General features: G+C 68.4%; 22 protein-coding genes and 1 pseudogene. 17 read left to right on the top strand and 6 right to left on the bottom strand.

The features are described 5' to 3' along the window. From GSQ87_RS19260 to GSQ87_RS19225, 8 genes and pseudogenes are all read left to right on the top strand, one after another. Positions 1-360: pseudogene (locus GSQ87_RS19260) on the top strand (chemotaxis protein); the annotation flags it as partial. Beyond that, on the top strand, positions 360-647 hold the full coding sequence (locus GSQ87_RS19255; RefSeq protein ID WP_158917236.1) for an STAS domain-containing protein: 288 nt from the start codon (positions 360-362) through the stop codon (positions 645-647). The pseudogene GSQ87_RS19260 and the gene GSQ87_RS19255, both read left to right, overlap by 1 nt. Then, on the top strand, positions 644-1,009 hold the full coding sequence (locus GSQ87_RS19250; protein ID WP_158917234.1) for a response regulator: 366 nt from the start codon (positions 644-646) through the stop codon (positions 1,007-1,009). Before GSQ87_RS19255 ends, GSQ87_RS19250 begins: the two co-directional genes overlap by 4 nt. 14 nt (positions 1,010-1,023) lie before the next feature. Next, positions 1,024-3,321 carry a chemotaxis protein CheA gene (locus GSQ87_RS19245; RefSeq protein WP_158917232.1) on the top strand — a complete coding sequence of 766 codons (2,298 nt, stop codon included), beginning with the start codon at positions 1,024-1,026 and terminating at the stop codon, positions 3,319-3,321. A gap of 5 nt (positions 3,322-3,326) precedes the next feature. After that, positions 3,327-3,788, top strand: coding sequence for a chemotaxis protein CheW (locus tag GSQ87_RS19240; protein WP_158917230.1), 462 nt, complete (start codon positions 3,327-3,329; stop codon positions 3,786-3,788). After that, positions 3,785-4,690, top strand: a complete 906-nt coding sequence (locus tag GSQ87_RS19235) for a protein-glutamate O-methyltransferase (RefSeq protein ID WP_158917228.1) — start codon at positions 3,785-3,787, stop codon at positions 4,688-4,690. Before GSQ87_RS19240 ends, GSQ87_RS19235 begins: the two co-directional genes overlap by 4 nt. Continuing rightward, on the top strand, positions 4,687-5,721 hold the full coding sequence (locus GSQ87_RS19230) for a chemotaxis response regulator protein-glutamate methylesterase (protein ID WP_158917226.1): 1,035 nt from the start codon (positions 4,687-4,689) through the stop codon (positions 5,719-5,721). Before GSQ87_RS19235 ends, GSQ87_RS19230 begins: the two co-directional genes overlap by 4 nt. Further along, complete coding sequence (locus tag GSQ87_RS19225; protein ID WP_158917224.1) at positions 5,722-6,111, top strand: response regulator; 390 nt, start codon at positions 5,722-5,724, stop codon at positions 6,109-6,111. Positions 6,112-6,180: 69 nt separating this feature from the next. Here GSQ87_RS19225 and GSQ87_RS19220 read toward each other — a convergent pair whose 3' ends face one another. After that, positions 6,181-6,567: a cupredoxin family copper-binding protein gene (locus GSQ87_RS19220; protein WP_158917222.1), complete on the bottom strand. Its 387-nt coding sequence runs from the start codon at positions 6,565-6,567 to the stop codon at positions 6,181-6,183. A 14-nt stretch (positions 6,568-6,581) separates the two neighbouring features. After that, positions 6,582-7,532, bottom strand: a complete 951-nt coding sequence (locus GSQ87_RS19215; protein ID WP_158917220.1) for a metallophosphoesterase — start codon at positions 7,530-7,532, stop codon at positions 6,582-6,584. A 298-nt stretch (positions 7,533-7,830) separates the two neighbouring features. On the opposite strand from GSQ87_RS19215, the gene GSQ87_RS19210 reads away from it, so the two are divergent. The 4 genes from GSQ87_RS19210 to GSQ87_RS19195 are packed head-to-tail and all read left to right on the top strand — an operon-like array spanning position 7,831 to position 11,105. Beyond that, positions 7,831-8,520, top strand: coding sequence for a sigma-70 family RNA polymerase sigma factor (locus GSQ87_RS19210; protein ID WP_216839405.1), 690 nt, complete (start codon positions 7,831-7,833; stop codon positions 8,518-8,520). Next, positions 8,517-9,287: an anti-sigma factor gene (locus GSQ87_RS19205; protein ID WP_158917218.1), complete on the top strand. Its 771-nt coding sequence runs from the start codon at positions 8,517-8,519 to the stop codon at positions 9,285-9,287. The genes GSQ87_RS19210 and GSQ87_RS19205 overlap by 4 nt, the downstream gene beginning before the upstream one ends. Before the next feature lie 24 nt (positions 9,288-9,311). Next, entirely contained in the window at positions 9,312-9,932 is a 621-nt protein-coding gene (locus GSQ87_RS19200; RefSeq protein WP_158917215.1) for a cytochrome b, read from the top strand. 33 nt (positions 9,933-9,965) lie between these two features. Next, positions 9,966-11,105 (top strand): DSD1 family PLP-dependent enzyme, encoded by a 1,140-nt coding sequence (locus GSQ87_RS19195; RefSeq protein WP_158917213.1) that lies wholly within the window; start codon positions 9,966-9,968, stop codon positions 11,103-11,105. 38 nt (positions 11,106-11,143) lie between these two features. On the opposite strand, the gene GSQ87_RS19190 is transcribed toward GSQ87_RS19195, so the two are convergent. From GSQ87_RS19190 to GSQ87_RS19180, 3 genes are all read right to left on the bottom strand, one after another. Further along, entirely contained in the window at positions 11,144-13,579 is a 2,436-nt protein-coding gene (locus tag GSQ87_RS19190; RefSeq protein WP_158917211.1) for a GH92 family glycosyl hydrolase, read from the bottom strand. Positions 13,580-13,666: 87 nt separating this feature from the next. Beyond that, positions 13,667-14,749 (bottom strand): LLM class flavin-dependent oxidoreductase, encoded by a 1,083-nt coding sequence (locus GSQ87_RS19185; RefSeq protein ID WP_158917209.1) that lies wholly within the window; start codon positions 14,747-14,749, stop codon positions 13,667-13,669. Then, on the bottom strand, positions 14,746-15,252 hold the full coding sequence (locus GSQ87_RS19180; RefSeq protein ID WP_158917207.1) for a 4-vinyl reductase: 507 nt from the start codon (positions 15,250-15,252) through the stop codon (positions 14,746-14,748). Before GSQ87_RS19180 ends, GSQ87_RS19185 begins: the two co-directional genes overlap by 4 nt. A 209-nt stretch (positions 15,253-15,461) precedes the next feature. Between GSQ87_RS19180 and GSQ87_RS19175 the strand changes: the two genes are divergently transcribed. The 4 genes from GSQ87_RS19175 to GSQ87_RS19160 all read left to right on the top strand — a co-directional run bounded on the left by GSQ87_RS19175 (position 15,462) and on the right by GSQ87_RS19160 (position 21,794). Then, complete coding sequence (locus GSQ87_RS19175; protein WP_158917205.1) at positions 15,462-16,781, top strand: amidohydrolase family protein; 1,320 nt, start codon at positions 15,462-15,464, stop codon at positions 16,779-16,781. A 122-nt stretch (positions 16,782-16,903) separates the two neighbouring features. Further along, entirely contained in the window at positions 16,904-18,676 is a 1,773-nt protein-coding gene (locus tag GSQ87_RS19170) for a DUF885 family protein (RefSeq protein ID WP_158917203.1), read from the top strand. Positions 18,677-18,709: 33 nt separating this feature from the next. After that, entirely contained in the window at positions 18,710-20,470 is a 1,761-nt protein-coding gene (locus GSQ87_RS19165) for a DUF885 family protein (protein ID WP_158917201.1), read from the top strand. 103 nt (positions 20,471-20,573) lie between these two features. Next, positions 20,574-21,794, top strand: a complete 1,221-nt coding sequence (locus GSQ87_RS19160) for a Xaa-Pro peptidase family protein (protein WP_254063094.1) — start codon at positions 20,574-20,576, stop codon at positions 21,792-21,794. Here GSQ87_RS19160 and GSQ87_RS19155 read toward each other — a convergent pair. Next, the gene (locus tag GSQ87_RS19155) at positions 21,782-23,176 is read right to left on the bottom strand and encodes an APC family permease (protein ID WP_158917197.1); all 1,395 of its coding nucleotides are present in this window, start codon (positions 23,174-23,176) and stop codon (positions 21,782-21,784) included. The two genes, GSQ87_RS19160 and GSQ87_RS19155, sit on opposite strands and share 13 nt — an antisense overlap. Before the next feature lie 178 nt (positions 23,177-23,354). On the opposite strand from GSQ87_RS19155, the gene GSQ87_RS19150 reads away from it, so the two are divergent. Next, positions 23,355-24,758 carry a M20/M25/M40 family metallo-hydrolase gene (locus GSQ87_RS19150; protein WP_158917195.1) on the top strand — a complete coding sequence of 468 codons (1,404 nt, stop codon included), beginning with the start codon at positions 23,355-23,357 and terminating at the stop codon, positions 24,756-24,758. Position 24,759 lies beyond the last annotated feature (1 nt).

Genomic DNA, 24,759 nt, shown 5'->3' with positions numbered 1-24,759 from the left:
CAGGTGACCGGGATCAACGCCGTGGTGGCCGAGATCGCCGCCTCGGCCCAGGAACAGGCCACCGGGCTCGCCCAGGTCAACACCGCTATCAACCAGATGGACCAGGTGACCCAGCAGAACGCCGCCATGGTCGAGCAGTCCACCGCCGCCAGCCACGGCCTGACCCAGGAGACCGAGAGCCTGGCCCGGCTGATCGGCCAGTTCCATACCGGCGTCGAGGCGCCGGCTCTCAACCGCCCGACGCGATCCCAGCCCGTCCGTTCCCGCGCATCCACCCCCGCACCGGCGATGAAGACGGTCGGTCGCGGCGGCGCGGCCCGCAAACCCGCCGCCGACACCGACGGATGGGAGGAGTTCTGATGGAAACCGCGCCCCCCGCGACCCTCGCCCTGCCCGATGTGCTGGACCTCAAGGCCACCAGCCATCTGGTCGCGGACCTGCTGGCGCTGCGAGGCCATGACCTGGAGCTGGACGCCAGCGGGGTTCAACGCCTCGGCGGCCAATGCCTGCAGGTCCTGCTGTCGGCGACCGCCGCCTGGAAACAGGACGGCGCCGTCCTCACCGTTCGCCAACCTTCCGACGCCTTCCGTGAAGGCTTGCAACTCATGGGCGCCGAAGCCCGCTTGATCCCGGAACTCGCCCAATGAGCATGACTGTTCTCACCGTCGACGATTCCCGCACCATGCGCGACATGCTGAAGCTCGCCCTGTCGGAGGCCGGATACAACGTGATCCAGGCGGAAGACGGCATCCATGGCCTGGAGGTGCTCCAGGGCTCCAGCCCCGACGTCATCATCACCGACATCAACATGCCCCGCATGGACGGCTTCGGCTTCATCGAGGGCGTGCGCCGGGACGACACCTACCGTGCGGTCCCCATCCTGGTGCTGACCACCGAGAGCGACGCCGAGAAGAAGAGCCGCGCCCGCGCCGCCGGCGCCACCGGCTGGATCGTCAAGCCGTTCGACCGCGCGAAACTGGTGGACGCCATCCGCCGCGTCGCAGCCTGAGCCGGAGCCGCGACGTGGATCCGATGGAGGCCATCAAGCAGACCTTCTTCCAGGAGTGCGAGGAACAACTCGCCGAACTGGAGCAGGGCCTGCTCGCCATCGAGGGCGGGGAAACCGACTCGGAGACGGTGAACGCCGTGTTCCGCGCCGTCCACTCCATCAAGGGCGGGGCGGGAGCCTTCGGCCTGGAAGACCTGGTGCGTTTCGCCCACGTGTTCGAGACCACGCTGGACCATGTCCGCGCCGGCCGCCTCGCGCCCGAAGCCGACCTACTGAAGGTGATGCTGCGCGCCGCCGACGTGCTGGCGGACCTGGTGCGCGCCGCACGCGACGGCGGCGTGGTGGACGAGGCCCGCTGCGAAGTCCTGCGCGCCGAGCTCGGCGCCTTCTCCGGCGAGGACGAGACCGGCGACGGCGATGACGGCATGGGCGAGCTGGACTTCCAGCCCCTGAGCTTCGAACCCATCTCGTTCGAGCCGATGGCGTTCGAACCCACAGCGATCGAGGCCGACCCGTTCGAGCCGATCGGAAGCGAACTCGCATTCGCGCCCGAGCTGGCCGCCGCCGACGGCCGCACCACCTGGATCATCCATTTCCGGCCCCACGCCTCGCTCTACGCCCACGCCAACGAGAGCGCCCTGCTGCTGCGCGAACTGGGACGGATGGGCGAGGTCGAAACCACGCTCGACGACAGCACCCTGCCGCCGCTGGCCGACATGGAGCCGGAAGGCGCCTATCTGGCCTGGACCGTGCGGCTGACCACCGAGCGGGATCTGGACGCGATCCGCGGCGCCTTCGAATGGGTCGAGGACGACTGCGACCTCAAGATCGAACGCGAAGGCGGCGCGGCCGAGGTCGCCTCGGTACAGGGTCCCGATCCCATCGAACTGATCCTGGCCAAGGCGCTCGCCTCGGCGCCGGCGCCGACAATGGAAGCGCCGCCGCCGATCCCGCAGATCGCCGAACCCGCCCCGCTGGACGTCGCCGCCCTGATCCGCAAGGCGCAGGCCGCCGAAGAGCCTGTGCTCGCCCCCGCGAACGCCGTCCCCGCGCCTGCCGCCGCCCACCCTGCGACCGCCAACGCCGCCAACGCCACGGCCACCACCGCCACCATCCGCGTGGACCTGGACCGGGTGGACCGGCTGATCGACCTGGTCGGCGAACTGGTGATCAACCAGGCCATGCTGGCCCAACGGGTGACGGAGTCCGGCCTCGGCCGCTCCTCCGGCGTGGTCACGGGCCTTGACGAGCTGGAGCATCTCACCCGCGAGATCCAGGACAGCGTCATGGCCATCCGCGCCCAGCCGGTGAAGTCGGTGTTCCAGCGCATGCCGCGCCTGGCGCGCGAAGTCGCCGCCATGACCGGCAAGTCCGTGCGCCTGGTCACCGAGGGCGAGGGCTGCGAAGTCGACAAGACGGTGATCGAACGCCTGTCCGATCCCCTCACCCACATGATCCGCAACGCCATCGACCATGGCCTGGAACGCCCCGACAAGCGCATCGCCGCCGGCAAGTCGGGCGAAGGCGTGGTGCGCCTGTCCGCCGCCCATCGCTCGGGCCGGATCGTCATCGAGGTGTCCGACGACGGCGCGGGCATCAATCGCCCCCGCGTGAAGGACATCGCCATCGAGAAGGGCCTGATCGCGCCCGACGCCGTGCTCAGCGACGAGGAGATCGACAACCTGATCTTCCTGCCCGGCTTCTCCACCGCCAGCGAGGTGTCCGATATCTCCGGGCGCGGCGTGGGCATGGACGTGGTCAAGCGGTCGATCCAGGCGCTGGGCGGTCGGATCAGCGTCGCCTCGCGGCCGGGCCTGGGCTCCACCTTCACCCTCAGCCTGCCGCTGACGCTGGCGGTGCTGGACGGCATGGTGGTCTCGGCCGGGTCCCAGACCCTGGTCGTGCCGCTCACCGCCATCATCGAGACGCTGCAGCCCAAGGCGGCCGAGGTGCATCCCATCGGCGAAGGCGCCCACGTGATCTCGATCCGCGGCGGCTACGTCCCCCTGATCGATGTCGGCCTGGCGCTGGGCTATTCGGACGAGGCCGTGGAGCCCGCCAAGGGCGTGGCCCTGCTGATCGAAGGCGAGGGCGGCGCCCGCGCAGCCCTGATGGTGGGCGCGATCCAGGGCCAGCGCCAAGTGGTCATCAAGAGCCTGGAAGCCAATTACCGCCAGGTGTTCGGTATCGCCGCCGCCACCATCCTGGGCGACGGCCGCGTCGCCCTGATCCTGGACATCGACGCTCTGGTCGCGGGCCAGAAAGGTCTCGAATCCCCCGCGCCTGTCCTCCGCACCGCCGCCATAGGATGAAAGCCATGAACGACGCCGCTCACACCCACCACGGCCGCGAACTGATCTCCTTCCGCATCGGGGCGCAGGAGTTCTGCGTCGACATCATGGCCGTGCGCGAGATCCGGGGCTGGACCGCCGCCACCGCCCTGCCCCAGTCGCCCAGCTATGTGCGCGGCGTGATCAACCTGCGCGGCGCGGTGCTGCCCATCGTCGACCTGCCCAACCGGCTCGGCTACGGCGTGTCCGAGCCCACCGCGCGCCACGTCATCATCGTCGCCCAGATCGGGACCCAGTTCGTCGGCCTGCTGGTCGACGCGGTGTCCGACATCCTCACCGTCACCGACGACATGATCCAGCCGGTCCCCGACATCGCGCCGGAGGCGGTGAAGGCCTTCGTCCAGGGCCTGATCGCCATGGACGGCCGCATGATCAGCCTCATCGGCCTCGGCCGCATCCTCCCCGACGTCGTCCAGGAAGCCGCGTGAGCCCGGACACCTCCACTTCAGGCGCCGGTCGACGCGGCCTGGCGGCGGCGTCCCTGGTCGACGGCGAGTTCGTGTTCACCGCGCAGGACTTCGCCCGGATCGCGTCCATGCTGCACGCGGACGCCGGCATCGCCCTGCCCGAGGCGAAGGCGACGCTGGTCTATTCGCGCCTGGCCAAGCGGCTGCGCGCGCTGGGGCTGGAAAGCTTCCGCGCCTACTGCGCCCTGGTCGCCGGAGAAGACGGCCTGGACGAGCGCCAGAACATGCTGGCGGCGCTGACCACCAACGTCACCCGCTTCTTCCGCGAGCCGCACCACTTCGAGCACATGAAGACCAAGCTGTTGCCGCCTCTGCTGGAAGAGGCCAAGCGCGGCGGCAAGGTGCGGATCTGGTCGGCGGCCTGCTCCAACGGGCAGGAGCCCTATTCCATCGCGCTGACCCTGTTGTCGATGATGCCCGATGCGGACCGCTACGACATCAAGGTCCTGGCCACCGACATCGACCCCAACATGGTGGCCGAGGGCCGCGAGGGCGTCTACGACCGCACCGTGGCGGAATCCATCCCCGCGGACCTGCGCCAGCGCTGGTGCGAGAGGGTGGTCGACCATCGTGGCGAGCCGGCCGTCGGCATGTCCGAGGAGGCGCGCGCGCTGGTCACCTTCCGCGAGCTGAACCTGATCGGGAACTGGCCGATGAAGGGCCGCTTCCAGGCGATCTTCTGCCGCAACGTGGTGATCTATTTCGACGAGCCGACCCAGTCGCGGCTCTGGGGCCGCTTCCTGCCCCTGCTGAGCCCGGGCGGGCGCCTCTACATCGGCCACTCCGAGCGCCTCTGCGGCGACGCCGCGAGCCGCTTCGACACCGACGGCATCACCACCTACCGCCTGCGAGACGCCGCATGAGCCGGGTCCGGGTCCTGATCGTCGACGACTCCGCCACCATGCGCAGCCTGATCGCCGCCGTGCTGCGCCGCGATCCCGAGCTGGAGGTGGTCGGCCAGGCCGCCGACCCCATCGAAGCACGCCAGGCCATCAAGACGCTCGACCCCGACGTGATCACGCTCGACGTCGAGATGCCGAACATGAACGGCCTCGACTTCCTGGAAAAGATCATGCGCCTGCGGCCGATGCCGGTGGTGATGGTCTCCACCCTCACCGCCCGGGGCGCGGAAGCCACGCTCGAGGCCCTGTCGCTCGGCGCAGTGGACTGCGTGGCCAAGCCCTCCACCGCCGGGATGCACGCCTTCGACGACCTGGCCGACAAGGTGAAGGCGGCCTCTCGCGCGCGGGTCCGTCCCTTTGGCGAGGCGACCCGCCAACACGCTCCGGCGCGCGACTTCGCCTCCAACGGGGCCGTGCTCGCCATGGGCTCGTCGACCGGCGGCGTCGAGGCCTTGATCTCGGTGCTGTCGCAGTTCCCGGCCAACTGTCCGCCGACCGTCATCACCCAGCATATGCCGGCCACCTTCACCAGGAGCTTCGCGGATCGCCTGAACCGGCTCTGCGCGCCCGCGGTGAGCGAAGCGACCGACGGCGCGCTCCTGATACCTGGCCACGTCTATATCGCCGCCGGCGGCGAGGCCCATCTCGAGATCGGCGGGGGCGCACAGCTACGCTGCCGCGTACGGCCGGGCGAACCGGTGAACGGCCATCGGCCCTCGGTCGACGTCCTGTTCAATTCGGTCGCGCGCACGATGGGCTCCAAGGCGGCCGGCGTCATCCTGACCGGCATGGGCCGCGACGGGGCCCAGGGCCTGCTGGCCATGCGCGAAGCCGGCGCCCACACGCTGGGACAGGACGAAGCGAGCAGCATCGTCTATGGCATGCCCAAAGTCGCCTTCGAGATCGGGGCGGTGGAGCGTCAGCTTCCCCTCGACCGGATGGCGTCGGAAATCCTCAAACTCACCGCCCTCGAGCGCGTGGAGCGCCACTGAATGCCCGCCGCCTCTTCCATCAAGGTCATGGTCGCCGACGACCAGCTCACCATCCGCGCGCTCGTGCGCGGCGGCCTGCAGCAGCTCGGCTTCAAGGATATCGACGAAGCCCCCGACGGCGAGGAGGCGCTGCGCCAGCTCATCGTCAAGCCGGTCCAGCTGATCATCTCCGACTACAACATGCCCAAGCTCGACGGGCTCAACCTGCTGCGCGCCGTGCGCTCCCACGAGCCGATCAAGAAGACCGCCTTCATCATGCTCACCGGTCGCGCCGACAAGGAGCTGGTGCAGAAGGCGGTGCAGTACGGCGTCAACAACTACCTGGTCAAACCCTTCACCATCACCACCCTGAAGGAAAAGATCGAAGCGGTGTTCGGGCCGCTGACCTAGTCCTCCAGTCTTGCCGTGGTGCGAGAGTGCGGGGAAAATAACGCAATACTCATCCCGCGCTCTGTCCGTTCAATTCTGCACCACCACCTTTCCCGTCATGTGCGGGTGGAGGGAGCAGAAGTAGGGATACTCGCCCGCCTTGGTGAAGGTGAACGTGTAACTCTGGTCGGTATCCAGCACCTTCGACTTGAACGTCGTGTGATCGACCGAGACGACCGTGTGCGGGATGTCGTCGCCGTTCACCCAGGTCACCGTGGTCCCGACCTTGATGGTCAGGGCCGCCGGGCCGAAGGTGAAGTTGTCTATCTTGACGGTCGGGCCAACCGCCGCGGGTTCGGCGGCCCAAGCCGGTACGGCGACGCCGACGACAGACGCGCTCCCACCCGCGAGAACGGTGGCGAGCGCCAGGGCGCGAAGCGGCGACACGCGGCGTCGCGTGCATATGACTCTGGACATCATGGTCTCCGTGATCAGGCCGAAAGGGGGGTGTCGAGGATCGCCAGGGGCTTGTCGCCGCGCACGAAATCCACACGCGTGACGCCCAGCAGGGTGCGCAGTTTGTCCTCCGGAACCTTCACGGGGCCGGGCGACGGCGCCGTGCCCGGCGCGGGTTGGGGGAAGGCCGTGGAGTTGGCCGTGTGGAACGTGATGCGGCCCTCGACCTTCTGCATGATCTGGTGGATGTGGCCGTTCAGCACCGTGACCGAACCAAAGCGCGCCAAGTAGGTCAGCGCCTCGCCGGCGTCGTCGGTGCCCCATCCCCATTCTTGGGAAATGGTCCACAGGGGGATGTGGGCGAAGATCACGATCGGCGTCGAGGCGGGCCGCCCGGCCAGGTCCTGCTTCAGCCAGACCAGTTGATCCGGCCCGAACGACCCCATGCCGCCGCCTTTCAGATTAGCGACATTCACCAAGCCGACGAAGTGCACGCCGGCATGATCGAAGCTGAACCACCCCGTGCCTTTGGTGTTCTTGCCGTACCGCGAGAGGTAAAGCTTGCCGTTCTCGTCGTCGAGCATGTCGTGTTCACCCGGCACGTAGAACACCGGAAGTCCCGCCTCGCGTATGATCTGGTCGGCGTCGTCGAACTCTTCCGGCTTGGAGAGCTGGGAAATATCGCCGGTATGGATGATGAAATCCGGCTTCTGGGGCAGCGCGTTGATCTTGGCGATCGCCTCGCGAAGGGTGACGCGGGCGTCCGGGTTCGCCGGCTTCATGAAGCCGATATGGCTGTCGGACACCTGCATGAAGGTGAAGGGTTTCACGGCGGTCGCCCCGAGCGCCTGATCGACAAGCATTGCGCTGGGAAGCCCCGCGCTCAGCGACCAGATCAGTCCCGTACCGCCCCAGGTCATGCACTTGAGAAGACCGCGACGATCCAAGCCCTCTTCAGAGCCAGCATCCCGTTCATCGTCTTTCATCGAACCTCTCCCTCGCAAACCTTGCGCTTCAGAGGTCCAGACCGATGACCCGCCGGCTTTATTCCCTGGGGGTGGAAAATCTTCGGTCGATTGAACGCGATGCAAAGCGCATTGGCGATTCTCGGCAGCTTGGGGAATAAATCCGATCGTCCGCCGGTCTGGACCTTCGTGGTTTGAACAGGGCCGGAAACGAACCCATGAGAATTGACGCCGGGCGAATGTTCGGACTTCCGCTCGCCGCATCCTCGGATGACGGGCAAGGTGGCGATGCGACGACCTCAACGGGAGCAAGGTCCAGATGATCTCGGCTTCACCTGCCCAGCATTGGCCGATGTGGAGCCCCGCGGCCGGCTTCAAGCCGAGGCGGACCCTTCCTCTTCTCGCGCTCGCCGCCTCCATGATCGGCCTCGGCCGTTCCACGTCATGGCGCAAGACGAAGAGCGCCGCGCCCGATGAGCGGTTCGCGGAAACCGTGCTCCCGCATCTGGACGCCGCCTACAACCTGGCCCGTTACCTGACGCGCGACGCCGACGCCGCGGAGGACATCGTCCAGGACGCGGTGCTGAAGGCCCACAAGGGCTTAGGCGGCTTTCGGGGCGGCGACGCCAAGGCCTGGCTGCTGACAATCGTGCGCCGGGAGTTCATCGACTGGTCCAACGCACGCCGGGCGGGACGCGCCGTGTTCGCGGAGGATGCCGTCGCGGACGCCGCGGAGACGGCGTCTTCGGACGACGACACGCCCGAGCAGACGCTGTTGCGCCAGGGAGACGTCGGCGCGGTGCGCAGCGCCATCGAGGCCCTGCCCGAGCCGTTCCGGGAGAGCATCATCCTTCGCGAACTGGAAGAGCTGTCCTACCGCGAGGTGGCGGCGGTGACAGGGGTGCCGATCGGCACCGTCATGTCGCGCCTGGCTCGAGGGCGCGAACTGCTGGCGCGCCGGCTGAGCCCGTCCACAGCCGAAGCGCCTCAGCGGGAGTTCGGCCGATGACTGCGTGCGACGACAAGATCCTGCTGCTGAACGCGCTGGTCGACGGCGAGCTCGACGCCGCCAATGTCATCGCCGTCGAACAGCACGTGAAGACCTGTCCGGGCTGCGCCGAGACGCTGGCGGACCTGAAGGCGGTGCGTGGGATGCTGGCGTCGCCCGGCGTGAACTACGTCGCGTCCGAACCCTTCCGCCGACGGCTGCGGATCGCCTTGGAAGCGCAGGCGCGCGGCGCCGGCACGGGTCGCCTCGGTTCCCGCCGCCCCTTGCGCTGGCCGGTCTGGACGTCAGGCGCAGGGCTGGCGGCAGCCGCGGCCTGCGCGATGCTCGTGTTGGGGGTGCAAGGCCTCTCGAGTCCGCTCGGCGACGAGCTGGTGGCCGATCATGTACGCTCGATGCTGGCCCAGCACCTGATGGACGTGCCGACCTCCGACCGACACGTGGTCAAGCCATGGTTCGACGGCAAGGTGTCCTTCGCCCCCACCGTGATCGACTTCGCCGGCAAAGGTTTTCCGCTCGCCGGCGGCCGGCTCGACTATGTCGAGAACCAGAGGGCCGCGGCCCTGGTCTATCGCCGTCGCCTGCATGTGATCAACGTGTTCGTCTGGCCGGCCAAGACCGGTGATCGGCTGGTGCGGGACGGGGCGCGGAACGGCTACAATCTGGTCCATTGGACCGCCGGGGGACTGAACTACTGGGCGGTGTCGGACCTGGACCGCACGGAACTGGATCAGTTTCGCGACCTCTACGTCAGCGCCCTCCGGAACTGACGGCTTAATCTCAAGAAGAAAACCATGACCGACATGACAAACGACGCGCCGGGACGCTTGGCGCGCCCGCCGTTCGACCCGTTGACCATGCTGCTGCACTGGGCGGCGCTGCTCCTGGTCATCGGCCAGTTCGCGACCGCTTGGTCGATAGATCGGGTAGCTCCACCGATGGCCGTCGCCTTGCTGACCGTGCATCGCTCCGCCGGCGTCGTTCTTTGGACCCTCATGGCCTTGCGCCTTGTCTGGCGGATCACCGGCATGCGCATCCCACCACCGCCATCTGGAATGACGCGCTGGCACATCGCCGGCGTCCATATGAGCGAATATGGTCTCTACGCACTCCTGCTGGTACAGCCGCTCACCGGGATGGCCGACACCCTGTTTCGCGGTCGGGCGTTCAATATGTTCATCTGGCGGGTCCCGGCGATGCTGACGCGCAACCGCCCCTACGCCGGACTTGCGCACACCCTCCACATCTACAACGCCTACCTGCTCGCGGCCGCCATCGCAGTCCATGCTATAGCCGCCCTGGCGCATCACTTCGTGCTCAAGGATCAGGTGCTCGTCGGCATGCTTCCCACAGGACGCCGCCGCTCCGCCCGTTCGGGCCGACAAACCGAAATAGATCCACAACCGAACTCTTGATAACAAGTGTAAAGCCTGGGGGAGATACGCTGCGTGGACGACAATGAACTTCATCGCCACCTCATCGGCCGTCAGGGTTCGCGCCGCGACCTGAACACCCCGGTCCTGGTCGTGGACCTGGATGCACTGACCCGCAACATCGAGCGGATGGCCGGGTTCTGCGCCGCCAAGGGCGTGAAGCTGCGACCTCACGCCAAGACTCACAAGAGTCCCGAAATCGCCCGCCGCCAGATCGCCGCCGGAGCGGTCGGCGCCTGTTGCGCCAAGCTCGGCGAAGCTGAAGCCCTGGCGGACGGCGGCGTGGTCGTAGGCCTCCACATCACCTCTCCGATCGTCTCCCCCGCCGCCATCGACCGGCTGATCGCGCTGAACGCGCGCGCCGACGGGCTGATGTGCGTCGTCGATCATCCCCAGAACGTCGCCGCCCTCGGCCATGCCGCCGGCAAGACCGGCAAGGCTCTGAAGGTCGTCATCGACATCGACCCGGGCGTTCACCGCACGGGCGTGGCCTCGCCGGAAGCCGCCGTCGACCTGCTCCACGCCATACGCGCCCAATCCGCGCTGACGTTCGCCGGCGTGCAATTCTATTGCGGCGTGCAGCAGCACATCGCCGCCTTCGCCGAGCGCAAGGCCGCCATGGAAGAGCGCACCGACTACGCCCGCTCGGTCATCGCGGCCCTCGCCTCGGCAGGTGCGAAGCCCGAAATCGTCACCGGCGGCGGTACAGGCACGCACCGTATCGACATCGAGTTCGACCTCTTCACCGAACTGCAGGCCGGCTCCTATGTCTTCATGGACAGCCAGTATGGGGCTTGCGATCTCACGGGCGATGGAGCGGCCTCGCCCTTCGAGACGTCGCTGATGATCGACGCGCGCGTGATCAGCACCAATACGCCCGGCATGGTCACGATCGACGCCGGTCTCAAGGCCTTTTCCACCGACGCCGAGCCGCCCTTGGTGTTGGCGGGAGCGCCGGGCGCGGAATACGTCTTCATGGGCGACGAGCACGGTGCGCTGTTCGCCGACCAAGACCTGCCCGAACTCGGGGACGTGGTCACGCTGGCGGCGCCGCACTGCGACCCGACGGTGAACCTCTACGACACCTTCCACGTGGTCCAGGGCGATACCCTGCGCGCGCTCTGGCCGGTCGCCGCGCGCGGCCGCTCGCGGTAGGTGCTCGCGGTAGAGCGCTCGATGCGGCGGGCGAGCGCCTAGTTTGGCGCTCGCCCGTTCGGGTCTATGTCGAAGGACGGCGGCTCCGCCCCCGGCGCCGAACCCCAAGACCGCTCGGGCTGCGGGCCCAGACGGAAGTCCAGCCGACCGCCCTGCAGCGCGAAGCTCTCCGGTAGCCAGGGACGGTCGACGGCCGAGCCGTCCACCGAAAGCGCCTGCACGTAGAGACTGCCAGGACCCGCGCCCGAGGCGGCGATGCGCACGTCGCCGCCTGGGCGATGAACCACGGCCAAGGGAAACAGCGGACTGCCGACCACCAGCTCCGCCCGGCCCGGAGTCTCGGGATAGACGCCCAGCGCCGCCCAGACGTACCAGGCCGACATCGCGCCCAGGTCGTCGTTGCCGGGAATTCCTTCGGGCCTGTTGATCCACAGCGTATCCACCACCTGCCGCACCAGTTCCTGGGTCTTCCAGGGTTGGCCTGCATAGTCGTAGAGCCAGGGGCCGCCGATGGACGGCTCGTTGTTCAGCTCGGCGTGCAGCGGGCCGGACTCCGTCACCGCCATCGCGCCGGCGGGCGTGTAGAAGTAGGCGTCCAGCCGCCGTCTTGCGGCGTCGGCCCCGCCCATGGCGTCGAACAGGCCGGCGACGTTGAACGGCACCATCCACACATACTGCGCCGCCGTGCCCTCGACGAAGCCGTCGCCGGTCGAGGGTGTGAACGGATGAGGCGCCTCGCCGTGTTCCTTCACCAGGGCCCAGCTGCCGTCGGCGTTGCGGTTCTGGATATAGCCGCCATCGGGCGCGGCCCTGGGATTGAACAGGTTGCGCCAGTACTGGGCGCGACCGAGGAACCGGACGGCGGTGGCGTGATCGCCCAGCCGGTCGGCCAGGCTGGAGACGCCGAACTCGGCTGTGGCTGTCTCCAGCGTGTCCGCAGCTCCGCCCCAGGCCGGGGCGCCGACCGGGATGAAGTGCAGCTTCAGCCATTGGTCCAGGCCGGGCCGCTGGCCGGCGCACTCCACCGGGCAGCCGTCGTGGGACAGGTCGGCCGCGGTGGGATGGTCGGCGGCCTGAACCAGCGAGGCCAAGGCGCCGCGTGCGTCGAAGCCATGACCGCCGAACGCCCAGATGTCCGCCAGCGCCGGGCCGGCCGGGTCGCCGTTCATCACATGCACCGCACCCGATTCGTGGGTCCAGCGATCCCAGGTCCCGCCGTTCTGCCGGGCCTGGTTGTAGAGGCTCTGGGCGATGTCGCCGCCCAGCTTGGGGTCGAGCCAGGTCAACAACTGGAACTGGCCCCGGTAGATGTCCCAGCCGGAAAAATTGGCGTACTGGACGCGCTGGCCGCCCTCAACCCGGTGGGTGAGACCGTCCATGCCTCGGTACTGGCCGTTCACATCGCTGAACACCGCCGGCTCCAGCAGCGAGTGGTACAGCGCGGTGTAGAAGACCGTGCGCTGATCGCGGCTCCCGCCCTGGATCTTGATCTGGCCCAGCCGCCGGTTCCAGTCGGCCACGGTGCGGTCGCGGATCGCGTCGAAACGGGTCCCGCGCGGGTTTTCCGCCGCCAGATTCGCTCGCGCATTGGCCTCGCTGACATAGGAGATCCCGATGCGCACGTTGACGACGGCGCCCGCGCCCGTGGGATCGAACCCGACCCACGCGCCGGAGCCCTTGCCGTCCTCTGGGAAGCCTTTCGGGCCGTAACCCGTGCCGCCCGACGCCTCCATTCCGCCCGGCGTGACCACCCCGTCGCGCCAGACGCCATGAGTCGCGAAGGGCTGGTCGAACTCGGCCACGAAATGCAGCGTGTAGTAGCTGCGCCGGTCCACCGGGCTGATATGGCCGCAGAAATTGCCGCTGGTCACCTCGCCGGACACCGTGCGATGCGCCGGGTCGACGTGCACGCGGGCGTCCTCGGACCCGACCTCGGAGTCGGAGGCGCGGATCAGCAGGTTCGCCGCGCCGCCCGCCGGGAAGGCGAAGCGGGCCGAGCCCGTACGCAGCGAGGCCGTCAGGTCCACCGCCACCCCATTGTCGAGCCGCACCCGATAACGGCCGGCTCGCGCCTGCTCGTTGGCGTGGGTGAAGGTGGTCGAGTAGGGGTGGCGGTAATCGGCCGACGGCGAGCTGGTCACCGGGGTGGTGATCGGCGTCAGCGGGATGTCGCCCGATCCGCCGGCGCAGCCCCAGCCGGAGACATTGGTCAGGCTGAAGCCTCGAATGCGGTCCAGATGGTGCTCATAGCCGCCGGGCGCGGCGATGGGCCGGGCCTTCTTGGGATCGGGCGCCTCTTCCGGACTGAACTGCACCATCCCAAATGGGGCGACCGCGCCAGGGAAGACATTCCCGCCGTTGGCCGTCCCGATCAGCGGGTTGACCAAGTCGGCCGGCGACATCGCTATCGCGGCGTCCTGGGCGGACACGTAGGGCGCGGATGACGCCGTGATGGCCGCGACCAGGATCAACATCGACGTCTTCAACGGACGCTCCAATCTACGCTTCAAATCGACGCCAGCAGAGGCGAGATCAGTATGGGGATGGGCGCAAGGGACACTTCAGTCGCGCAGGCCCATGCGACCGAGCAGCGGCAACACCTGGGCGCAAAAGAACGGCAGTTCCTCGCGGTAGTTGACGAAGGACAGGGCGACGCCGCCATAGCCAACCTCGACGATCGCGTTCAATTGCTCGGCGATAAAGGCCGGCGTCCCGACCAGCGGGTAGCTGCCCGCGCCGCCGGCGAACCGCTGCCGATAGCGGAGATAGGTGGCGTCGTCGTGGGAGCCCGAGAAGGCCTTCTTCTTGGACACGTGCTCGTCCACCGCGCCGGTATCGGCGCAGTCCACCGCGAACCGTTGGTAGTAGTCCTCGGCCTCGGCCTGGCTTTCGCGGCAGACCACGTGGCAGACCGTGCTGACCCCGATGCTGCGGCCGGCGGCGTCCGCCCGGCCTCGCGCGTCGGCGATGTGGCGGGCGGCTTCGTCGAAATCGGAGAAGGTGGTGAACAGGTGGTCGCAGCCACGCGCGGCGAAGTCGCGGCCGGCCGGGCTGAAGGCGGCGTTCATCGTCACCGGCCTGGGCGCCTGCAAGGCGACCGGACGGGTGATCGCGTCCTTGAGCCGATAGAAGCGACCGTCGAAGTCGATCGGGCGCTCGGCGCTGTAGAGACGGTCGATCACCTCCAGCCATTCGGTCGCGCGCACATAGCCGTCCGCATCCAGCGTCACCCCGAACATGGCGAACTCGTCCGGATTCCATCCGCAGACGATATTCAGGCCGGAACGCCCGTGGGAGACATGGTCGATGGTCGCCAGCGCCTTGGCCGCGAACAGGGGGTGGACCAGCGGCACGTGCACCGTGCTGAACAGGGCGATCCGCTGGGTCGCCGCCGCCAGCGCCGCCGCCCAGGTCAGGGTCTCGAACGACCATTCCCGCGCCCGCGTCACCCCGCCGAAGCCGCGCCAGCGGGCGATGGGCAGCAGGAAGTCGAGACCCGCCGTGTCGGCGATCTTGGCCGCCTCCAGGCAGTCGTCCCACGCAGCCGTCCAGCGCTCCGCCACGGTGGTCAGGGCCAGACCGCCGTCCGCGTTGCTGGCGAACGTGCCGAGCTTCAGCCGCGACCCACCGCGCATCGGGTTCATTGCGACGCCCCGATCCCGATCTCGAAGCGGCAAGTGTGGCCGCCCGCCTCGGCCGCGCAGCTGGTCTCGCGCACCTCCGCGCCGCCGCCGCCCATGATCCGCCCTACGGCCGTCAGCATGCCGACGATGGGCGTGCAGACCAGCCGATCCGCCGCGCCGAAGCCGGCCGCGAACGGGCTGTTCTCGACTAGGATTCGATAGCCGTCCGACGTCGGCTCGACGGTCCAGCAGCCCCAGCCGAGCTGTGGCGCGGTCGCGGCGACGACATCGATCAGGGGCCGCTCCGCCGTGGCCGCATACTTGGCGGCGGATTGTCCGCCGAAGGTGGCGACCGAATCCTGGAACGCCGCCAGCGCAGCGTCGCGCGCCGGCGGGTCGAGGCCGGCGAAGATCGCCATCAAGGCGTCCGGCCGGACCAGGATGTAGCGGATTTCGCCGTCGCGGATTTCGCCAGGAACCGCCTCCCAGGACAGACGCTCGCGAAACGGCTTCGGCTCAGTCATGCGTTTCACCCACCCGCAAACCCCTGTCCGGCTAGGAAACATACCTGGGGCGACCGCGCGAGCCCGCTTCGGCTAGCGCCCTGGGCGAGGTGGCCGCCCCGCCCACATTTTCCGCTGTTTCGAAGGAATTCTCCGGCGCCGCGCAACCGCCTGTGCAATCGGGCGCCCTGCTGTTAGCTCAGAGGGGAAACTGGGGAGCGGGGAACGAAATGCGGAGCTTGCGCAATTGGGCCGTAGGGTCGGGGACCCTGGCGTTGCTGATGGCGGCGGGCGGCGCGAGCGCCACCGACCTGATCGTCCATGCCGGCGCATTGCTCGACGGATCGGGTCAGCCCGCTCGCAGCCATGTATCGATCCTGATCCACGACGATCGGATCGTGAGCGTCCAGTCCGGTTTCCAGACACCTCCGGGCGCGCAGGTGATCGACCTCTCCAACGAGACGGTGACGCCCGGTTTCATCGATTGCCACGTCCACATCAGCGCCCGACTACCCAGCCGGACCAACGCGACCGAGGACTGGCTCACCCACAACGACCTCTACCGCGCCTTCCAGGGAACAGTGTTCGCGCGGCGGATGCTGCAGCAGGGCTTCACCAGCGCCCGCGATGTGGGCGGCGGCGATGAAACCGTTGCGATCCGAGATGCGATCAAGGCCGGCCAGATTTCCGGCCCGCGCCTATGGGTCTCGCTGGAGCCCCTCGGCCCGACGGCTGGCCATGGCGATCCCCACGACGGCCTGGATTCGGCGCTGGAGCATCCCGGCTGGGACAACGGCTTAGTAGATACGCCCGAACAGGCGCGCCTGAAGGTGCGCGAACACAGGCGCCGCGGTGCGGACCTGATCAAGCTGATGCCGTCGGGCGGCATCGCCTCGACCGGCGACAACCCCCGCCAGCAGTTGATGACCAACGAGGAGATGCGCGTCGCGGTGGAGACCGCCCACGCCCTGGGGCTGAAGGTGGCGGCCCACATCTACCCGGCGGGCGCGATCGAGAACGCGGTGATGGCCGGCGTCGATTCGGTGGAGCACGGCTCGTTCGCCACTGCCCAGACCTTCGCCCTGATGAAGGCGCACGGGACCTATCTGGTGCCGACCCTGACCGTCTACGACGTGTTCTACGCCGCCGCGCGCGATCATCCCGAACTGCTGACGCCCGGCACCGCCCCCAAGGAGATGGCCAACGACCAGTTGCCCAAGCGCAACCTGCCGCTCGCCATCCGCAGCGGGGTCAAGATCGCCTACGGCACCGACATCGGCGAGGGCGATCACGCCATGGAGTTCGGACTGCTGATCGCCAACGGCATGGCGCCGTCCGACGCCCTGTTGACGGCGACCCGCAACGCGGCCGACCTGATCGGCGCATCCGACGACATCGGATCGATCGCCCCCGGGAAGTACGCCGACCTGGTCGCGGTGAAAGGCGATCCGCTCAGCCACCCGGAACTGTTCGAACACGTCGACTTCGTGATGCAAGGCGGCAAAACCTATCGCCGAGATGGCGAACCAACGGTCGCGGGCAGCGAATAGCGTCGCACGGCCTGGGCTCCGTTGACACGAAACAGTCACCGTATACCGTATTCCAAATCGCGTTCTGCTTGATCCCACATGTCCGTGTGGGCCGCGAGAGACGCGTCGGGGGACAGGTCCAGATGAGCAACGCGATCCGCCAACTCGCCCTCGCCGGCGTCGCCAGCCTGGTTCTAAGCGCCCCGGCCTGGGCGGACGCGCCGAGCGCCGACCAGCGGCTCCGCACCCTCTACGATTCGGAATGGTCCTGGCGTCAGGCCGAACTCGGCCACGTGCAGGACAAGCACGGCCACTGGTCCGAGACCGGCGCCCACCTGCCCCACGTCGACGCGGCGACCCAGGCGGCGCACCTGGCCTATTGGACCAAGGCGCTGGCGGAGCTCAACAGCATCCAGGTCGACCAGCTTTCGCCTGAGGAGAAGATCAACGCGGCGGTGTTCCGCGAATCCGTCGAGACCTTGGCCTCCAACGTCAAGTTCAAGACCTACGAGGCGCCCTTCAACGCCGACACCTTCTTCTGGACGGGTCTGAGTCCCCGCTCGGGGGGCTTCCCCACCGCCCAGGCCTACCGCGACTACATCTCGCGCCTGCGCGAAATCCCGCGCTATTTCGACGAGCAGACCGCCAATATGCGCGCTGGTCTCAAGCGCGGCTTCAGCATCCCGCGCGTGGTGGTGACGGGACGCGACAAGACCATCGAGCCCTATGTCGTGGCCTCGACCGACAGCCCGCTCCACACCCCCTTCAACGCCATGCCGGCTTCGATTCCGGCCGCCGAACAGGCGCAGCTGAAGGCCGAGGGCGAGGCCGCGATCCGCGAGGCGGCGGCGCCCGCCTACGCCAAGCTGCTGGCCTTCATCCGCGACGACTACATGCAGCACGCCCGCACCACCCTGGCGGGCGAGGCCGAGCCTGACGGCAAGGCCTTCTACCGCGCTCAGATCAAGGCCTTCACCACGCTGGACCTGTCGCCCGACGAGATCCACCAGATCGGGCTGAAGGAGGTGGAGCGCATCTCCGCCGAAATGGAGGCGGTCAAGGCCAAGACCGGCTTCAAGGGGAGCATGCCCCAGTTCCTGGTGTTCCTGCGCACCGACCCGCAGTTCTATCCCAAGACGCCGCACGAACTGCTGGCCTTCACCGCCTATGTGGCCAAGCGGGTGGACGGCAAGCTTGCCGCCAACTTCGGCTTCCTGCCGCGCCGGCGCTTCACCATCCTGCCGGTGCCGCCGGAGCTGGCGCCGATCTACACCGGGGGCCGCGGCGGGCTCGATTCCTGTTTGATGAACACCTACGACCTGCCGTCGCGTCCGCTCTACACCCTCACCGCCCTGACCCTGCACGAGTGCAATCCCGGCCACAGCTTCCAGGCCGCCGTCGCCACCGAGGCCCGCGACCGCCCCGACTTCCGCAAGCAGACCGGCTTCTCCGGCTACGGCGAGGGCTGGGCGCTGTACATGGAATGGCTGGGGACCAAGATGGGCGTCTACGACACGCCCTACGAGGACTTCGGCCGACTGTCCTACGAGATCTGGCGCGCCTGCCGGCTGGTGATCGACACCGGCATCCACCACGAGGGCTGGAGCCGCGAGAAGGCCCAGCAGTACCTGCGCGACCACACCGCCCTGTCCGAGCACGAGATCGAGACCGAGGTCGACCGCTACATCGCCTGGCCGGGCCAGGCCCTGGCCTACAAGCTGGGCGAGATGACCATCCGCCAGGCCCGCGCCGACGCCGAGCAGAAGCTGGGGCCGAAGTTCGACCCCCGCGCCTTCCACGACACCATCCTGTCGCTGGGTTCGGTGCCGCTGCCGGTGCTGAAGGCGCGACTGGACCAGTTCATCGCCGAGGGCGGCGACGACCCGGTCGATCCGAACACGGGCGCGGTCCACTAGGGCGGGAGCGGACCGATGTCTCGGAGAGTGGACATGACCAAACTGATCGGGCCCACGCTGGCGGTCCTCATGGCGAGCACTGCGCTCGCCGCCCACGCCCAGGCGCCCGTCGACGGCCCGGGCGATGCGAAGCTGAAGGCGCTGCTGGCCGCCGAATGGCGCTGGCGCACCCACGACCAGCACATGGGCGCCGACGACGAGGACGTCGGCGGACGCGAGCACCTGCCCCATGTCGACGCAGCCAGCCAGCAGCAGCGCCTCGCCTACTGGGCCGACGCGCTGCACGAACTCGACGCCATCCCGCTCGACCAGCTGACGCCGGAGGACAAGATCAACGCCGCGGTCTTCCGCACCGCGCTGGAGGCCTTCGTCGCCCAGATCAGGTTCAAGGACTACGAGGACGGCTTCGGCTTCTGGACCTGGATGGCCCCGCACCAGGGGTTCGGCACGGTTGCGGAATACAAGGCCTATCTCAGTCGGCTGCAGGAGACGCCGCGCTATGTCGACGAACAGATCGTCGACATGCGGGCCGGGCTGAAGCGGGGGTTCACCAAGCCGCAAATCTCCATGAAGGGCCGCGACGGGCCAGTAGCGCCTCTGGCCGAGACGAGCGCGTCGCAGAATCCGTTCTACGCGCCGTTCGCAGACATGCCCGCCTCCATCCCGGCCGCGGAGCGCGAGGCGCTGCAGGCCCAGGGCCAAGCGGTGATCTCGGGCAGCGTCGCGCCCGCTTTCGGCCGCCTGCTGGCCTTCCTGCGCACCGACTACATGCCCCATGCCCGCACCACCATCGCGGCCGAGGCGCTGCCCGACGGCAAGGCCTATTACCGGGCCAAGGTCCGCGAGTTCACCACCCTGGACATGACCCCGGAGGAGATCCACGCCATCGGCCTGAAGGAGGTCGCGCGGATCGACGCCGACATGCAGGCGACGATGAAGGCCGCCGGCTGGACCGGCGACTTCCAGGGTTTCCTGAAGTACCTGAAGACCGACCCGCAGTTCTACGCCAAGACGCCCTACGAGCTGATCGCCAAGTCGACCTATGTGGCCAACGAGGTCTACGGCCAGCTCAAGTTCACCTTCGGCCTACTGCCGCGCTACCGCTTCAGCATCACGCCGACCCCCGCCGCGATGGCGCCCTACGCCACGGGCGGCAATGGCGGCCTCGATACCTGCCTGATGAACACCTACAACCTGCCGGCGCGGCCGCTCTACACCATCCTGCCGCTGACCCTGCACGAGTGCGTGCCCGGCCACAGCTTCCAGGCCGCCCTGGCGCTGGAGGCGCCCGACCGGCCGGAGATCCGCAAGACCACCTACTTCTCCGGCTATGGCGAGGGCTGGGCGCTCTACATGGAGTGGCTGGGAACCAAGATGGGCATCTACAAGACGCCCTACGACGAGTTCGGCCGCGAGACCTACGAGATGTGGCGGGCCGCGCGCCTGGTGGTGGACACCGGCCTGCACCACATGGGCTGGAGCCGCCAGCAGGCGATCGACTACCTGTCCAGCCACACCGCCCTGTCCGACCACGAGGTCGCAATCGAGGTCGACCGCTATATCAACACCCCCGGCCAGGCCCTGGCCTACAAGCTGGGCGAAATGCTGATCCGGCGCGAGCGGGCCAAGGCCGAGACCACGCTCGGCGCCCGGTTCGACCAACGCCGCTTCCACGACATGATCCTCAGCCTCGGTTCGGTGCCACTGCGCACCCTGGAGACGGTGTTGGACGATTGGATCGCGGCCGGCGGTCCCGATCCGAACGCGGCGGCTTCGAGCCGTCCAGCGGCTTGAATCCACAAAACGTTTCGCACGCGCCGTTGCAACCCGGCGCAAGGCGTCGCAGCATCAAAGCTGGGGGAACCGGACCATGAAACTATCTCGACGCGGAATGCTCATGGCGGCCGGCGCAATCGCGAGCGCGCCCGCCGTGGCCAAGGCCGCCGCCGCCGACACCGCCGGCCTGAAACCTCTGACCACCGACGCCAAGGCGATCACGGTGGAGGAGCGCCGCGCCCGGCTGGCCAAGCTGCAGGCCCTGATGCAGGCCCGCAAGATCGGGGCGATGCTGATCGAACCGGGCTCCAGCCTGGAATACTTCACCGGCGTGCGCTGGCATCGCTCGGAGCGGACCACGGCGGCGGTGATCCCGGCCCGGGGCGAGGTGGTGATCGTCACACCCGCCTTCGAGGAGCCCTCGGTGCGCGAGACCCTGCAAGTCGGCGGCGAGGTCCGGCCCTGGGACGAGCACGAGAGCCCCTTCGCCCGCATCTACGGCGCCTTGCGCGACCGCGGCGCCGGCGCCGGCCCGCTGGCGGTGGAGGCGACCACGCGCTTCTTCATCGTCGACGGGGTGCGCGAGGCGGCCGGCGGAAATCTGCCCATCGTCTCCGGCGACACCCTGGTGCGCGAGTGCCGGCTGATCAAATCGCCGGCCGAGTTGGCGCTGATGCAGACCGCCAACGACATCACCATCGCCGCCCTGCGCCACGTCCACCAGCGGGTCGAGACCGGCATGCGCGGCCCCGACATCGCCGCCCTGATGAACGCCGCCACCCAGGCGATGGGCGGCTCGCCGGAATTCGCCCTGGTGCTGCTGAACGAGGCCAGCGCCTATCCGCACGGCTCGGTCCAACCGCAATCGGTGCGCGAAGGCTCAGTGATCCTGATGGACTGCGGCTGCACGGTGCACGGCTATCAGTCCGACATCTCGCGTAGTTGGGTGCACGGCCAAGCGACGGCCCGCCAGCGCAAGGTGTGGAACACGGTCAAGCGCGGCCAGGAGATCGCGCTGGAGACCGCGCGCCTGGGCATACCCGTCGGGACCATCGATGACGCGGTGCGCGGCTTCTACGTGAAGGAGGGCTGGGGGCCGGGCTATCACCTGCCGGGCCTGTCGCACCGCACCGGCCACGGCATTGGCCTGGATGGCCACGAGTCGCCCTACCTGGTGCACGGCGACGCCACGCCGCTGCAGGCGGGGATGTGCTTCTCCGACGAACCCGGCCTCTACACCCCTGGCGAGTTCGGTATCCGCCTGGAAGACTGCTGGCACATGACCGAGACGGGCCCCAAGCTGTTCACAGGCTTGGCGGCATCGCTCGATCAGCCGATCTGAGGCGCCGGTCGCCGCTTCCACGCGGCGGCGGCGTAGGCCACGACCCCAGCCGCCACCAGCACGCCCGAAGACAGGATCAGCTTGATCACCGCGCCCACCTTGTCGACAGCGTCCGGGCTTGGAACCAGGGTGCAGAGGATGGCGCTCGCTGTCACCACCAGCCCGACGCCGCCTAGGGCCATGGCCACGGGCGCACCGCCGGGCGGTCCCCACCCGTCGGCCTGAAGCGGTCGACGCTGAGCCCTCATGTAGATGACGAACAGGAACAGGAACGGGATGGTGTAGGACAGCACGCTCATCGATACGAGGAAGTCGTAGGCGGCCTTCAGGTTGACGCCGGCCTGGCTGATCACCACCAGTAGGATGGTGGCTGCCGCCTGGGCGATGATCGAGACCACCGGCGCGCCGGTCTTCGGATCGCGCCGGGCGAACGCCTTGGGCAGGAACGCGTCCACGCCGGCGGCGAACGGCAGACGCGCCGCCACGCCGAACCAGGCGCTGAAGCCGCCCAGGAAGGCGATCCCCAGCAACAACAGGGCCATGGGCGCCACCCGCGCCAGACCCAGATCGCCAAGCCCGCGCTGCAGCGCCTGGGGTATGCCCGACAGGCGCGAGTTCTCGCCCGGCGTCATGATGGACAGCATGGCCAGGGTGCCGAGCCCATAGGCCACGACCTGAAGCGCCCCGACCCAGGCCAGGATGCGCACGATCCGCTTGATCCCGCCGTCGATCTCGTTGCGCAGGAAGGCCAGCGCTTCCGGTCCGCCGAAGGCGAACACCATGGTCGACCAGAGGATGGCGCCGTTCGCATCCAGCGGGGGTCGCCAGGACGCATGGTGGAAGTTCGTCGCCGGCCCATGGGAGACGGCCTGGAACACGCCCGCCGCCACCAACACGCCCAGCAGGCCGAACATGGCCACCGTCCCCAGGTTGGACGCCCATTTGCCGGCGCCGAGTCCCAGGAGATGCAGGCCCGTCACCACCACCACCAGGCTCACTGATCCAGCAAGGAAGACGGCGGGCTGCTCCATGAACGCCTGGACATGAGGTCCGCCCGCCATGGCGAAGGCGTTGAGGATGAACACCACCAGCCCGGAGAAGAACGGCAGGTTGCTGGTCCAGTAGAGCCACCCGCACAGAAAGCCCGCGAACGGACCCAGCGTCTCGCGCGCCCAGACATACAGGCCGCCCTCGCCTTGAAAGCGGGTGGCGAGTTCGGCGGTGGCGACCACCAGCGGAACCATGAATCCCAGCATGGCCGCCGCCCAAAGCAATAGCGATACCGGCCCCGCCGCCGCCGCCGCCGGGAGCCATCGGATCGACACCGAAGTGGCCAGAGTGAACAGCACCAGGTCCAGGAACCGCATCCGGCGTCGAGGCACGCGCGCATCTCCACGACCGGTCGGCGATTCCGTCCAGATCGCCCTTAGGTGATCGAATGTCCTGGGACCCGGCAAGCGATACATGACAGGCCGGGCGCCGACTGCTTCAGGCTTGACGCCAGCGCGCAGCGCCCAGCCAATGCTGTCCTAGAAGTGGTCAGGCGGGGTCGGGATGCGGATGAAATGGCGGCGTGGCACGGTCTTCGCCCTGGCCGCGCTCGCCGCGGGCGCGCGCCCTGCCTTATCGGCGACGACGGACTATCGGCCGCTGGCGCGTGAAATCCTCGCGCAGATGGTCACGACCGACACCACCCACGCCCACGGCTCGACAGAACTGGCCAAGGCTATCGCTGCGCGAGCCCTGGCCGCGGGTTATGCGCCGGCCGACGTGCAGGTGCTGGCCCCCGCTGATCACCCTACCAAGGGTAACGTGGTCATCCGTCTGCGCGGTAAGGGCCTGTCCAAGCCCCTGCTGGTGATCGGCCATCTGGACGTGGTGGAGGCCGATCCGCGCAACTGGTCCGTCGCCCCGTTCAAGCTGACCGAGAAGGACGGCTATCTGTACGGGCGCGGGACCCAGGACATGAAGGGCGACGACGCCCTGCTGCTGACCGAGGCGACCCGGCTGAAACGCGAAGGCTATCGGCCCGACCGCGACATCATCTTCGCCTTCACCGCCGACGAGGAGGCAGGCGGCGACGCCAACGGCATGCAGTGGCTGCTGGCCCATCACCGCGACCTGGTGGACGCCGGCTTCTCGATCAACCAGGACGGCCAGGGCGGCCAGATGCGGGACGGCAAACTCCTGTTTCTAGGCGTGGAGACCAGCGAGAAACTCTACGTGACCTTCGAACTGGAGACGACCGACCGCGGCGGCCACAGCTCCGTGCCTCGGCCGGACAACGCGATCTACCAACTGGTCGACGGGCTGAAGCGCATCCAGGGCTTCACCTTCCCCGCGCGCACCACCGCCACCACCCGCGCCTTCTTCAAGGCCTACGCCACCACCCAGGCTGGCCAGGTCAGGGCCGACATGCTGCGCGTCGCCGGGGGCGATCTCGACGCGGGGGCGGTGAAGCGGCTCAGCGCCGATCCCGAACTGAACGCCACCCTGCGCACCACCTGCGTGGCCACCGTCGTCCATGGCGGTGAAGGCGAAAGCGCCCTGCCCCAGCGCGCTCGAGCCACGATCCAATGCCGCCTGCTGCCGGGCGAAACCCCGCAGGATGTGCGCGCAACGCTGGCGAAGGTGCTGGACGATCCGGGTATCCGCATGAGCATGGACGGCCCCATCGATCCCAGCCCCGAGACTAGGCCCTCGCCGGCGGTCCTGGCCCGTTATCGGGCGGCGGCGGCAGGTCTCTACCCCGATCCCCTGGTGATCCCGGACCTCGAAGTTGGGGCCTCGGACTCGGTCTATACGCGCGAGGCCGGCCTGCCGAGCTATGTCGCCTCCACCGTCTTCATCGACCAGGACGACCACCGCGAACACGGCCGCGACGAGCGTATCCGGGCCTCGGCCTTCAATACGGGCGTGACCTATGTCGACCGCCTGGTCCGGGCGATGTCGGCCAAGGATTGAG

The organism is Caulobacter sp. S45 (genome assembly GCF_009765965.1).
GTDB lineage: Bacteria > Pseudomonadota > Alphaproteobacteria > Caulobacterales > Caulobacteraceae > CAHJWH01.
This window is presented reverse-complemented; position numbering and strand designations above follow the sequence as displayed.